We start from the raw sequence: 12,235 nt of genomic DNA on the forward strand, positions 1-12,235 counted from the left end.
TTCGGGGCGCCCCCTGATGCCGGACGGTACGCCGGGCGGGCACGATGGGCGCATGACGCAGGAGGAGCGGGGCCCGGCCGCCGGCCGGGGCCCCACGACCGAGGGGTCCGGGCCGGGGCACGCGAGTGCCGGGCCGGCGGGTGCGACCGCCTCCGGGCACCGGATGGCCCGGGACCGGCGCCACAAGATGATCGCCGGGGTCTGCGCGGGACTGGGCCGCCACTTCGACCTGGACCCGGTGATCTTCCGGGTGTCGCTGGCGGTGCTCTCCGTCATCGGTGGCCTGGGCTTCATCGCCTACGGCGTGGCCTGGCTGATGCTCCCGTTCGCCGACGAGGAGGAGAACGAGGCCCGCCGGATGTTCTCCGGCCGCGTCGAGGGGCCGGGGCTGACCGCGCTGCTGTTCACGCTGGTGGGCTTCGGTCTGCTGCTGGCCTCGCTGGGGTCCCGCTCGCAGTGGTTCTCGGTGATGCTGCTGGGCACCCTGGCCGCGGCCGCCTACTGGTCACAGCATCGCCGCCGTACCCAGGCAGCCGAGGCGGAGGGCATTCCGGTGGACACCGGCACCGCCCAGGCGGTGGCCGACGCGCCGCCCGAGGCGACCGCGCCTCCGGCGCCGGGCGGGCCGTCGTGGTGGCGCGAGTCCTCCGTGAACGACCGTGCCGGGGGCGGCTACCTGTGGGGACCTGCCGACGCCGCGCCGGGGGAGTACCGGCTGCGGACCGGGGTGGGTGTCGAACAGCGGGGGCCGGCCGGGCGGCGGGGGCAGGCGGAGCGTCCGGGCGGGCGGCGGGAGCGTCGCGAGCCGTGGCTGGGCGGCCCGGTGCTGCTGATCGCGGTGGCCGCGGCCGTGCTGGGCACGGCCCTGGCGTGGGACCGTCAGCCGCTGGGCGCCGCGCTGGTGATCGGGCTGTCCGCGGCGCTGGCCGTCTTCGGTGCCGGGCTGGTCGTCGGTGCCTTCGTGGGCCGGATGGGGAGCGGTACCGTCGTCGCGGTGGTGCTCACCGGAGGGCTGCTGGCGGGGGCCGCGATGCTGCCCGACACCGTCACCACCGACTGGCGCGACACCGTGTGGCGGCCGGCGGACGTCTCCCAGGTGCAGCCGGTCTACGAGCTGGGCACCGGCCGCGGGGTCCTGGATCTCGGCGCGCTGGAGCTGGGGGCGGAGGACACCGTGTCGCTGACCGCGGACCTGGGGGCCGGGATGCTGACGGTCCGGGTGCCCCACGACGCGCGCGTGGAGCTCGCCGCTCAGCTGGGAGCCGGGGCCTACGGCCACTTCGAGTCCGCCGGGGACTTCGAGGCGGTGGACGCCGGCGCGGGTCTGGGGCTGGACCATTCGGTGGTGCTGCTGCCCCCGCGCGGCGTCCAGGAGGGCGCCACCGTACGTCTGACGGCCCGGGTCGGTGTGGGCTACCTGCAGATCGAACGCGCGCAGGCCCCGGCCTTCGACGACCCGGCGCCCGGGTCCGCCGGTGAGGACGGGGCCGGGGAGACGACGGAGGAGGGTCCGTGAGCCGCACATCGCCGCGGGGGCAGTCCGCCCGCCGCCGTTTCGAACCCGCCAGGCTGCTGCTGGGCCTGAGCCTGCTGGTGCTGGCACCGCTGTACGCCCTGCGGGCGGTGGACGGCATCGCCGTGCCGTGGTGGCTGCTGCTGGGTGGACTTCCCGTGGCACTCCTGGCGGCAGCGGTGGTCGCTCTGGTCACCTACGCCGTGCGCCGGCCCCGCGTGGGTGAGCCGGCCGGCGACTGAGCCGCCGCGGACGGGGCGGGGGCCGGTGACCGGGGGCGCGTCGGGGCGGTGGTCACTCGAAGGGTGCGGTGTCGCCGGCTCCGCGGCGCAGGATCTCCGGTTCCGGGTAGGAGAAGTCGATCACCGTCGTCGGTTCGGTCCCGCAGTCCCCGGAGTCGAGCACGGCCTCGACGACGTGGTCGAGGCGCTCCTTGATCTCCCAGCCCTGGGTCAGCGGTTCGGCCTCCTCGGGCAGGAGCAGCGTGCTCGACAGCAGCGGTTCGCCGAGTTCGGCGAGCAGCGCCTGGGTGACGACGTGGTCCGGGATCCGGACTCCGACGGTCTTCCGCTTGGGGTGCAGCAGCCGGCGCGGCGCCTCCTTCGTGGCCGGGAGGATGAAGGTGTAGCTCCCGGGGGTGGCGGCCTTGACCGCGCGGAAGACCGTGTTGTCGATCTGCACGAACTGCCCCATCTGTGCGAAGTCGCGGCAGACCAGGGTGAAGTGATGGCGGCCGTCCAGGCGCCGGATCGAGCGGATCCGGTCGATGCCCTCGGCGTTGCCCAGGGCGCACCCCAGCGCGAAGCAGGAGTCCGTCGGGTAGACGATCAGCCCGCCGGAGCGGACGATCTCGACCGCCTGGCCGATGGTGCGACGCTGGGGGTTCTGCGGATGAACATCGAAGTATTTCGCCATGGGCCGAGCTTAAGGGCCCCTCGTGGCCGGGCCTCGCCGCGCGGCGGTGTTCACAGCCCCCGGCGGCGGCCGGGGGAGCGGAGGCGGCCCACCGCGAACGGTCCGCTTCCGGCCAGCAGCAGCGTCAGGAAACCGGCGAGCAAGGGGAGATCGGCGCCGAAGTAGTAGGGCGTGGCCGACCAGCTGACGGTCAGCCAGAACGAGGCGGCCAGCAGGGCGCCGACGGCCGCGGCGAGCCGGGTCAGCACTCCCAGGAGCACCGCGGCTCCCACCGCGATCTCGGTGATCGCCACACCGTGGGTGAACGGGCCGGGGTTGGCCAGGACCAGGGCGTGGATGCCGTCGAACGCCGCGCGGTCCCGGGTGCTCTCCAGCATGGTCGTCATCGCGTCCAGGCTCATGGTGCCGGTGAACGGCCCGGCGTCGGTGAACTTGTCGATGCCCGCGTAGAGAAACGTGACGCCGAGGAACAGGCGCAGCGGCAGCAGGGCGAAGCGGGAGGCGGCGGACCGCAGCCCGCCGCCCCGGCCGTCGCCTCCCGGCACGGTGAGGTGCGGGGAGACGGCCCTCAGGTGCGACAGTTCCGGCATGGGCGGACCACCTTTCGCCGGGCGTGGCTGTGCCGGCCCAGTCTGCCACCGGCGCGGGGCACCGGCCAGGTGCGGGGCGCGGCGCAGGGGGCGGGGCGGGTCAGTCCGTGACGGTGACGGGGTAGCGGCCGGATTCCGTACCGGCCGCCGTGATGACCTGGACCTCCACCGTGCCCGCCTCGACCTCGGCCGGAACCGGCACGGTGAGGACGGTGTCGCGCGGGTTGCGGAAACCGCCGCGCACCGGCACCAGGGGCACCGGGACGCAGACGGCACCGATGCGCACCACCGTGCGGGCCAGCCGGTCCGGCTCGCCGGCCCCGGCGGGCACGAAGCCGCAGCCCCGGATCTCGATGTCGTCGCCCGGCCGGACCGGAGCCGGCAGGTCGCCGGGTTCCCGTGCGCGCACCACGGAGAGGATCACCGGCCTGCCGCCCTCGCTGTACTTGGCGGCCGCGTAGGTGAGCGCGGAGACCGCCAGCAGCACCGCCACCGGCCAGGACAGGACCGGGAAGCCGTCCGGGGCTCCGGCCAGGTTCACCGCCGCGAGGACGAGCGCCGCGAGATTCACCGCGACGTACTGCACGTCGGTGAAGCTGACACGTCCCGCGTCGTCGGTGAGCAGATCGGCTGCCCGGGGACGGTCGGCGCGGACCTTCTGCATGGTGAAGCTGCGCACCCGGGTCGCGACGGTGTGCCGTACCCAGACCGTCACCGCGAAGCTCAGAGCCAGGGCGGCCGGCAGCCCGGCGGCCGCCGCGGCCCACTCGGAGCCGGAGGCGAACCCGTCGCCTTCCGCGGTGCCGCCGATGAGGGTGCCGGCGATCACCAGCACGGCGTAGACCGCCATCAGCAGCCAGGCGGCGGCCACCGTTCGCGAAGTGGACAGCCGGTTGTCCTCGCCGGTGAGGGGCGCCAGGAGCCCGCCGCGGGCCCGGTGCAGCCAGGCGGCGAGGTGGAGCAGCGCAGCGATCAGTACCGCGGCGAGCAGCGCGGCGGTGCGTGCCCGGCTCCAGCCGTCCCCGACGGCGGTGAGCAGCAGGCCGAGCGCCAGCAGCCCGGCGGCCGACCACACGGCGATGACGGTGTGCCGGGTGCGGCGGCCGGACAGCGCGGCCTCGGCCTCCCGGGCCCGTTCGGCCACCGTGCGGGCGCAGTGGGCCAGTTCGTCGGAGACCCACTGCCGGGACGCCTCGGGGGAGTGGGCCAGGCCCTCGGGCACCCCGGTGCCGGCGGCGAGTTCGTCGCGCCGCCGACGGAAGGCCGCCACGGCCCGGTGGTGTGCCTCGCGGGCTCCGTGCGGACAGTGGCCGCATGTGCAGCCGCCCGCGTGTGCCCCGCTGTGATCCGCCCCTCGTGCGCCGCCGCGCGCCGTTTCCACGGCCACTGCGTCCACCTCTCCCCGCCTTGTGCTGCCGGTGACCGGCCGTTGCCGAAAGGGCGATTGTGCCCCATGCGCGCGGTACGGGCGGTGCCTTGTGGTGAGCTGGGACGGTCCTGTGACCGGCCGGTCCGATGATCTGCCCGGATGGTCAGGGCTGCTGGTGCAGCGTCCGGCCGCGCGTCTCCGGGAGCCGCAGAACGCACCACAGGGACAGCAGCGCCATGGCCGTCACGTACCAGCCCACCGCGAAGGAGCCGAACGACGTCTGGAGGCGGGTGGCGAGGATCGGCGGAAGGGCGCCGCCCAGAATGCCGCCGAGGTTGTAGGCGAGGCTCGCCCCGGAGTACCGCACCCCGGTGGGGAACAGCTCGGGGAGATAGGCCCCCATCGGCCCGTAGACGACACCGGACAGGAACAGCGTCCCGCCCAGTGCCAGCAGCACCAGCACCGGTGCCCGGGTGTCCAGCAGCGGGAAGAGCAGCAGGCCCCACCCGGCGGCGGCCGCCGAGCCGGCCAGGATCAGAGGACGCCGGCCGTACCGGTCGGAGGCCACCGCGGACAGCCAGGTGCCGGCGACGAGGAAGGCCACCGCGGCGAGCGAGGCGACGAGCATGGTGTCGCGGCTGATTCCCAGCGCCGTGGTGCCGTAGGCCAGACAGTAGGTGGTGGCGGTGTAGAAGAGCAGGTAGGCGGCGGTCATCCCGCCGCAGCCCAGCAGGATCTCCCGCGGGTGCTCGCGCAGCACCTCGGTGACGGGGGCCCGGCTCACCTCCCGGTGGGCCATGGCCCTGGCGAACACCGGAGTCTCGCTGACCTTGAGCCGGACGTACAGCCCGATTCCCACCAGCACGATCGACGCGACGAACGGGACGCGCCATCCCCAGGCGGCGAAGGCGGCGTCGTCCAGGACGGCGGACAGCACGAGGAAGGCGCCGCTCGCGCCGACGAATCCGACTGCCGGTCCCAGCTGGGGGAAGGCGCCGTAGAAGCCCCGCCGCCCGTGGGGAGCGTGCTCCACCGCCAGCAGGGCCGCTCCGCCCCACTCGCCTCCCAGCCCGATGCCCTGCAGGAGACGCAGGGACACCAGCAGCACCGGGGCCCACACGCCCCAGCTGTGGTAGTCCGGCAGCAGGCCGATGGCCACCGTGGAGAGCCCCATCAGCAACAGTGAGGCCACCAGGACGGACTTGCGTCCCACCCGGTCCCCGAAGTGGCCGAACAGCACGGAGCCCACCGGGCGCGCGACGAAGGCGACGGCATAGGTGGACAGGGCGGCCAGAGTGCCGTTGACCGGGGAGAGGTTCGGGAAGAAGGCGGTGTTCAGGACCAGGGCCGCGGCGATGCCGTAGAGATAGAAGTCGTAGAACTCGATGGCCGTGCCGGCGAAGGCGGCCGTCGCCACCCGGCGCATCCCTCCGTCGGACGGACCGGCGCGAGGGCCGGGGGAGCCGGGCGCCGGTCCGGCGGGGCGGGAGGCGGGCTGTCGGGAGGGCATGTCACCTCATGGCGTGGGGTCCGTGTGACAGCGGGAGGTTTCCGGGTTCCATGATGCCGGGTGGGGCTCCGCGGCAGAAGAGCGCGTTCAGCGCCGCGCGGCGAGGAGCTGGTCGATGGTCTCGCGGAAGGTCTCCACGGGCTGCGCTCCGACCAGCGGGTGGCCGTTCACCAGAAACGCCGGGGTGGTGGTGACACCCAGCCCGAAGCCCTCCTCGGCATCCCGCTCCACGGCCTTGCCGGCCTCCTCGGAGTCCAGGTCCTCCGCGAAGCGGTCCAGATCCGTGACCCCGGCCTCCTCGGCGATCTCCATGACGCCCTCCTCGTCGAACCGGCCGCTGTGCTGGTGGGCGTCCTCGCTGAAGGCGACGGTGTAGAACTCCCAGAACATGCCCTGCTCCCCGGCAGCCCAGGCGGCGCGGGCCGCCGTGTCGGACTCCGGGCCGAAGACCGGGAAGTTGCGGAACTCGATCCGCAGGACGCCGCTCTCCACGTACTCCTCGACCAGCTTCGGCTCGGTGACCCGGGCGTGGCGGCCGCACAGGGCGCACTGGAAATCGATGTAGGCGATCATCACGATCGGGGCGTCGGCGTCCCCGCGGGCCAGCGGGTCGTCCCCGTCGCGGCGGGCGAGGGCGTGCACCGGGTGATCGTCGGGCAGCGGCTGGACCGTCTGCCCCTCCTCGTCCGCTCCCCGGCCGTCACCGGTCGCGGCGCTGTCGCCGGAGCGGTCGCCGCCCAGCGCGGACAGGCCGCCGAGCGCCAGCGCTCCGACCAGCACGACGACCAGTGCCATCACGGTGACCGAGCGCCTCCGCGAGGACGTGGAGGAGGAAGCGGAGGAGGGGGTGGGCATGTGTGAGAACTCCTGTGCGCGCCTGGGGTTCCGGGGCGTGGGGCGTGTCCCGCGCGACGGACGCGCGTCCGGCCGGGCTCACCGGTGCCTGCCGACCAGCATACGTGCCTGCGGACCGCCCGGGACGGACCAGTAACCTCCGCACCATGGACATTCTGATCGGCATCTTTCTCGCCCTGCACATCATCGGCATCGGCGCCCTGCTGGGCGGCTTCCTCGTCCAGATGAAGGCCATGCGCACCGGAGAGGCCCGCATCGTGCCCGCCATCCTGCACGGCGCGGGCACCATGCTGGTGACCGGGCTGATCCTGGTCGGGCTCAACGAGGCGGACGGGGCGGACCTCAACCACATCAAGATCACGGTGAAGCTCGTCGTGCTCGTGGCGCTGACCGCCCTGGCCTACCTCAAGCGCGACGACGAGCGCGTCCCGCCCGGTGTGTTCGGCACCATCGGCCTGCTGACGATCGCCAACATCTTCATCGCCACCCTGTGGTGAGCGCGCCCGCCGTCGCGGAGGACTGACGCGGAAGCCGCGCCCGGTGGGGACGGGCGCGGCTTCTCGCCGGGTGCGGGCCCGGAGGCCGGGTCCCGGCCCGTGCGGCGGGGTCAGCCGACCCGGTTGGCGCTGTGCCAGGGCATGTAGTCGATCGACTCGACCTTGACGACGTCACCGGGCTTGGGGGCGTGGATCATCTTGCCGTCGCCGATGTAGATCCCGACATGGCTGACGTCGGAGTAGAAGAAGACCAGGTCACCGGGCCGCAGATCGGCCCTGGCGACCTTGGTGCCGACGTTGACCTGGTCGAAGGTGACCCGCGGCAGCTCCACACCGGCCTGCCGCCAGGCGGCCTGCGTGAGCCCGGAGCAGTCGTAGGAGTTCGGGCCGGTGGCGCCCCACACGTAGGGCTTGCCGATCTGGGCCTCCGCGAAGGCGATCACCTGCTGGGCCCGGGTGCCGGTGGAGTCGCCGGGGGTTTCCGTGCCGCCCCCGGTACCGCCGCCCGTGCCGGTTCCCGATCCCTGGCCGGAGCCGTCCTCCCCGGCCTGCTCGCGCTCGGCCTGTTCCCGCTCGGCCTGCTCGCGCTCCTGGCGCTCCCGCTCCTCGCGCTCCTGGCGCTCCGCCTCGGCCCGCCGCTCGGCCTCTTCCTCCTCCAGCCGTTCGAGGCGCTCGAATTCCTTCTTCTCCTCGGCGGTGAGCTCGGCCAGCAGGGTGCGGGCGGCCCCGAGCTTGCCCTGGACCTCTTCCTTCTTCTCCCGCAGCTCGCGCTGCCGCTCCTCCAGCTCCTCCAGCGCCCCGGCCGCCGCCCGGCGCTGCTCGGCCGCCTCGGCCTGCCGCTGGGTGTAGTCGTCGAGGGCCCGGTGCTGGCGCTCGGTCATCCGCGACAGCGTGCGCCGGGTGTCGAAGTAGCTCTGCGGGTCGTCGGCGAGCAGCAGTGTCGCCGTCTCTCCCAGGCCGCCGGTGCGGTAGTGGGCCGCCGCGAACTGCCCGAGCTCGCGCCGGGCCTCGTTCACCTGCTCCGCGGCCTCGGCCGCCTTGTCCAGGAGCGCGTCGGCCTTCTCCTGCTGGGCGGTGACGGCCTCGTCGGCGGCGTTGTACTCCTGGGTCGCCGTGCCGGCCTGCCGGTACAGCGCGTCCACGCGCTCCTTGACGCCGGCGGCCCGCTCGGCGGCGGCGTCCGCCCGGTTCCGCTGCTCCTCGACCGCCGGGGAATCGTTGTCGTCGGCGTAGGCGTGCTGGCTCAGCAGGGTCGCCGAGGCGAGGGCCGCGGCGCCGACCCCCATGGCACCCCGTCGGGCGGCGGGCGAGTCGAACAGTCCGGTGCGCGGCTTGCGGTGGGAACCCAAGGCCGTCTCTCCTTCCGGGACCGCTGACCGGGTTAGCTGTCGGGCTCGGGCTTCGGAAGGCTGCCCTACGGGTCGCACCTCGCGATGCGGCCCGATTCGCCCCTGGGGGACGAGCCCCCACTGTCCCGGGGGACAGCGTGGGACCTGCCCGCCCGGCAACGGGCGGACGAGGGTGGGTCCCCGGCTCCGGCGCAGGCCGGACTAGGCGGAGGCGGCCCGTGCCGCCGGGTTCGACGGCAGTGGAGCGAGCCACCTGGCGCTGCACGCTAGCCACCCCCGGGCGGGTTTGGGAAGGGCGCTGTGCCAAATGCCCGAAACCAATTCGTTATCCGGACGCAGCGTCGCCGGGCGGTCGCACCCGGCGGCGGAAACGGAGCCTCCGGAACCCGTGTCCCGGGGTCAGGAGGCGCAGTGCCGCAGCCGGCGGCGTTCCCAGCGGTTGGGGTGGCGCACCTTCACGCCGCCCATGTCCGCCGCCCCGCTGATGTGCAGAACCGGGGCACCGGGCTGCCCCGGATCGGTGACCTTGTTGCTGACGCCGCCCATCCCGGGGTCGATGTCGTCCGTCCGTACCTCCCAGCCCTGCGGGACCACGACGACCACACCGCCCACCCCGGCGCTCACCCGCATCTCGATCAGGCGCCGGCCGCCCAGCTGCGCCTGGGTGAAGTCGAGCTTCGCGCCGCCCACCGAGCCGTGCACGACGATGCGGGAGGCCACCTGCCAGGCCCCATCCTTGGCGGCCCCGGCCCAGCCCGCCTTGATCACCAGCGGCTTCTCGTCCCCGGGGGCCGGCAGGCCGGGCAGCGCGGGCACGGCCCCGCCGGGGGCGGGCAGGTCGGCGGTGAGCGGTTCCAGTTCCCCGTAGGTCTTGGCGGTGAGCGCGCGCTCCAGTCTGCTCTCCAGCTCGTCCAGGTCCAGCCGGCCGTCGCCGGCTGCTTCCCGGAGCCGCTCGGCGACCGCCTCACGGTCCGCGTGCGAGGCACGCAGACCGGCGTAAGGGGGCTCGGCTCGGGCGGGGTCATGGGAGGGCTCGGTCATAGCCGGATTCTACGGAGGCCCGGGCCCGGGACCGACAGGGCGTTCTAGACTCGGTGCACAATGAGCAGCCTCTTCGACGACAGCGTTCTGGCCGACCTCGAACCCGCGGGTGAGGAGCCGCCTCCGCCCGGACCGGGCGAGGCCGAGCGGGAGGACGCCGACGCCCTCTTCGGCCGGCACTTCGCGGCGCCGCCGCGGGACGCGTACTACCGCAACGGCGCGCCCCGGCCGCCCGCCGACCCGGCGGCCCTGCTGGAGGGGCTGAACGAGCAGCAGCGGGCCGCGGTCACCCACAGCGGGGCGCCGCTGCTGATCGTCGCCGGGGCCGGGTCGGGCAAGACCCGGGTGCTCACCCACCGCATCGCGTACCTGCTGTCGGCCCGCGGGGCGCACCCCGGGCAGATCCTGGCGATCACCTTCACCAACAAGGCCGCGGGCGAGATGAAGGAGCGGGTCCAGGAGCTCGTCGGTCCCCGTGCGAGCGCCATGTGGGTGATGACGTTCCACAGCGCGTGTGTGCGCATCCTGCGCCGGGAGAGCAAGCGGCTCGGGTTCACCTCCAGCTTCTCGATCTACGACGCGGCCGACTCCAAGCGGCTGATGGCGCTGGTCTGCCGCGACCTGGACCTGGACCCCAAGCGCTTCCCGCCCAAGTCGTTCAGCGCGAAGATCTCGAACCTGAAGAACGAGCTGATCGACGCCGAGGACTTCGCGGCCCGGGCGCAGGACGGCTACGAGAAGACGGCCGCCGAGGCGTACACGCTCTACCAGTCGCGGCTGCGCGAGGCGAACGCGCTGGACTTCGACGACATCATCATGACCACGGTCCACCTGCTGCAGGCGTTCCCGGACGTCGCCGAGCACTACCGGCGGCGGTTCCGGCACGTGCTGGTCGACGAGTACCAGGACACCAACCACGCGCAGTACACCCTGGTCCGCGAGCTGGTGGGATCCGCCGGCTGGCAGGAGGAGGGCGCCGTCGAGCCCGCCGAGCTGTGCGTGGTGGGCGACGCCGACCAGTCGATCTACGCCTTCCGGGGCGCCACCATCCGCAACATCCTCCAGTTCGAGGAGGACTACCCGCAGGCCACCACCCTGCTGCTGGAGCAGAACTACCGCTCCACCCAGACGATTCTGTCCGCCGCCAACGCCGTGATCGAGCGCAACGAGAACCGGCGCCCGAAGAACCTGTGGACGCAGGAGGGCGACGGGGCGCGGATCACCGGCTACGTGGCGGACACCGAGCACGACGAGGCACAGTTCGTCGCCGACGAGATCGACCGGCTCACCGACGCCGGCCGGGCGCGCCCCGGCGACGTCGCCGTCTTCTACCGCACCAACGCGCAGTCCCGGGTCTTCGAGGAGGTCTTCATCCGCGTCGGCCTGCCCTACAAGGTCGTGGGCGGAGTGCGGTTCTACGAGCGCCGGGAGGTCCGGGACATCCTGGCCTACCTGCGGGTGCTGGCCAACCCCGAGGACACCGTGCCGCTGCGGCGGATCCTGAACGTCCCCAAGCGGGGCATCGGGGACCGTGCCGAGGCGATGCTGGAGGCCCTGGCGCAGCGGGAGAAGATCTCCTTCGCGCAGGCGCTGCGCCGGGTGGACGAGGCCTACGGCATGGCCTCCCGCTCGGTCAACGCCGTCCGGCGGTTCAACGTTCTGCTGGAGGAGCTGCGCACGGTCGTGGAGTCGGGGGCGGGCCCGGCCACCGTGCTGGAGGCCGTACTGGAGCAGACCGGCTATCTGGCCGAACTGCAGGCGTCCACCGACCCGCAGGACGAGACCCGGGTCGAGAACCTGCAGGAACTGGCCGCCGTGGCACTGGAGTTCGAACAGGAGCGGGAGGAGAGCGAGGAGGCCGGGCCGGGCACCCTCGCCGAGTTCCTGGAGAAGGTCGCGCTGGTCGCCGACTCCGACCAGATCCCCGACGAGGAGGAGGGCGAGGAGACGGGCGTCATCACGCTGATGACCCTGCACACCGCCAAGGGACTGGAGTTCCCCACCGTGTTCCTCACCGGCATGGAGGACGGCGTCTTCCCGCACATGCGGTCGCTGGGGAAGACCAAGGAGCTGGAGGAGGAGCGGCGGCTGGCCTACGTGGGCATCACCCGCGCCCGCGAGCGGCTCTACGTCACCCGCTCGACGCTGCGCAGCGCCTGGGGGCAGCCGCAGTACAACCCGCCCTCCCGCTTCCTGGAGGAGATCCCCGCCCAGTTCGTCGACTGGCGGCGGCTGGGCGGCACCGCCTCCGCCCCGGCGCCCTCGGCGACCCCGCGCTCCGGCCCGCGCGCCGGAGTGACCGACGGCTTCGCCACCCGCTCCCGCACCGGGGACCGCCCGGTCGTGGAGCTGGCCCCCGGCGACCGGGTCACCCACGACACCTTCGGCATGGGCACGGTCGTCTCGGTCCAGGGCGCGGGCAGCCGCGCGGAGGCCACGGTGGACTTCGGCGGGGAGAAGCCCAAGCGGCTGCTGCTGCGGTACGCGCCGGTGGAGAAGCTCTGACCGACGAGGAGACCCGGCTCCTGGGCAGGTGACCGGCGGGACTGCGGGAGGCCCCGCTTCGTGCGGAGCCGGATGCCGGTCTGTTCCCGTC

Annotated in this window: 11 protein-coding genes and 1 riboswitch; of the genes, 4 read left to right on the forward strand and 7 right to left on the reverse strand. The window is 73.5% G+C overall.

The window, feature by feature from the left end; genetic code table 11:
* The first annotated feature begins 52 nt into the window (after nucleotides 1-52).
* Together ABD299_RS15830 and ABD299_RS15835 are read left to right on the forward strand one after the other, a co-directional pair.
* Complete coding sequence (locus ABD299_RS15830) at nucleotides 53-1,516, forward strand: PspC domain-containing protein (RefSeq protein ID WP_344262823.1); 1,464 nt, start codon at nucleotides 53-55, stop codon at nucleotides 1,514-1,516.
* Complete coding sequence (locus tag ABD299_RS15835; RefSeq protein WP_344262825.1) at nucleotides 1,513-1,755, forward strand: hypothetical protein; 243 nt, start codon at nucleotides 1,513-1,515, stop codon at nucleotides 1,753-1,755. The genes ABD299_RS15830 and ABD299_RS15835 overlap by 4 nt, the downstream gene beginning before the upstream one ends.
* 52 nt (nucleotides 1,756-1,807) lie before the next feature.
* On the opposite strand, the gene ABD299_RS15840 is transcribed toward ABD299_RS15835, so the two are convergent.
* The 5 genes from ABD299_RS15840 to ABD299_RS15860 form a co-directional block, all read right to left on the reverse strand.
* Nucleotides 1,808-2,428, reverse strand: a complete 621-nt coding sequence (locus ABD299_RS15840; protein ID WP_344262827.1) for an L-threonylcarbamoyladenylate synthase — start codon at nucleotides 2,426-2,428, stop codon at nucleotides 1,808-1,810.
* A gap of 50 nt (nucleotides 2,429-2,478) precedes the next feature.
* Nucleotides 2,479-3,018, reverse strand: coding sequence for a DoxX family protein (locus ABD299_RS15845; RefSeq protein WP_344262829.1), 540 nt, complete (start codon nucleotides 3,016-3,018; stop codon nucleotides 2,479-2,481).
* 100 nt (nucleotides 3,019-3,118) lie between these two features.
* Complete coding sequence (locus ABD299_RS15850) at nucleotides 3,119-4,405, reverse strand: hypothetical protein (RefSeq protein ID WP_344262831.1); 1,287 nt, start codon at nucleotides 4,403-4,405, stop codon at nucleotides 3,119-3,121.
* Between the two features lie 145 nt (nucleotides 4,406-4,550).
* Nucleotides 4,551-5,813 (reverse strand): MFS transporter, encoded by a 1,263-nt coding sequence (locus tag ABD299_RS15855; protein WP_344262888.1) that lies wholly within the window; start codon nucleotides 5,811-5,813, stop codon nucleotides 4,551-4,553.
* A gap of 171 nt (nucleotides 5,814-5,984) precedes the next feature.
* Nucleotides 5,985-6,752 (reverse strand): DsbA family protein, encoded by a 768-nt coding sequence (locus ABD299_RS15860; protein ID WP_344262833.1) that lies wholly within the window; start codon nucleotides 6,750-6,752, stop codon nucleotides 5,985-5,987.
* Nucleotides 6,753-6,898: 146 nt separating this feature from the next.
* Here ABD299_RS15860 and ABD299_RS15865 point away from each other — a divergent pair, with 146 nt between their 5' ends.
* Nucleotides 6,899-7,249: a hypothetical protein gene (locus ABD299_RS15865; protein ID WP_344262835.1), complete on the forward strand. Its 351-nt coding sequence runs from the start codon at nucleotides 6,899-6,901 to the stop codon at nucleotides 7,247-7,249.
* A gap of 110 nt (nucleotides 7,250-7,359) precedes the next feature.
* Here ABD299_RS15865 and ABD299_RS15870 read toward each other — a convergent pair whose 3' ends face one another.
* On the reverse strand, nucleotides 7,360-8,598 hold the full coding sequence (locus ABD299_RS15870) for a C40 family peptidase (RefSeq protein ID WP_344262837.1): 1,239 nt from the start codon (nucleotides 8,596-8,598) through the stop codon (nucleotides 7,360-7,362).
* A 6-nt stretch (nucleotides 8,599-8,604) separates the two neighbouring features.
* A riboswitch (cyclic di-AMP (ydaO/yuaA leader) is annotated at nucleotides 8,605-8,746 on the reverse strand.
* A gap of 251 nt (nucleotides 8,747-8,997) precedes the next feature.
* Nucleotides 8,998-9,639: a DUF1707 SHOCT-like domain-containing protein gene (locus ABD299_RS15875; RefSeq protein ID WP_344262839.1), complete on the reverse strand. Its 642-nt coding sequence runs from the start codon at nucleotides 9,637-9,639 to the stop codon at nucleotides 8,998-9,000.
* A 60-nt stretch (nucleotides 9,640-9,699) separates the two neighbouring features.
* Between ABD299_RS15875 and pcrA the strand changes: the two genes are divergently transcribed.
* Nucleotides 9,700-12,144: a DNA helicase PcrA gene (gene pcrA, locus ABD299_RS15880; RefSeq protein ID WP_344262841.1), complete on the forward strand. Its 2,445-nt coding sequence runs from the start codon at nucleotides 9,700-9,702 to the stop codon at nucleotides 12,142-12,144.
* Nucleotides 12,145-12,235: the final 91 nt, after the last annotated feature.

The organism is Streptomyces sodiiphilus, from assembly GCF_039529215.1.
GTDB lineage: Bacteria > Actinomycetota > Actinomycetes > Streptomycetales > Streptomycetaceae > Streptomyces > Streptomyces sodiiphilus.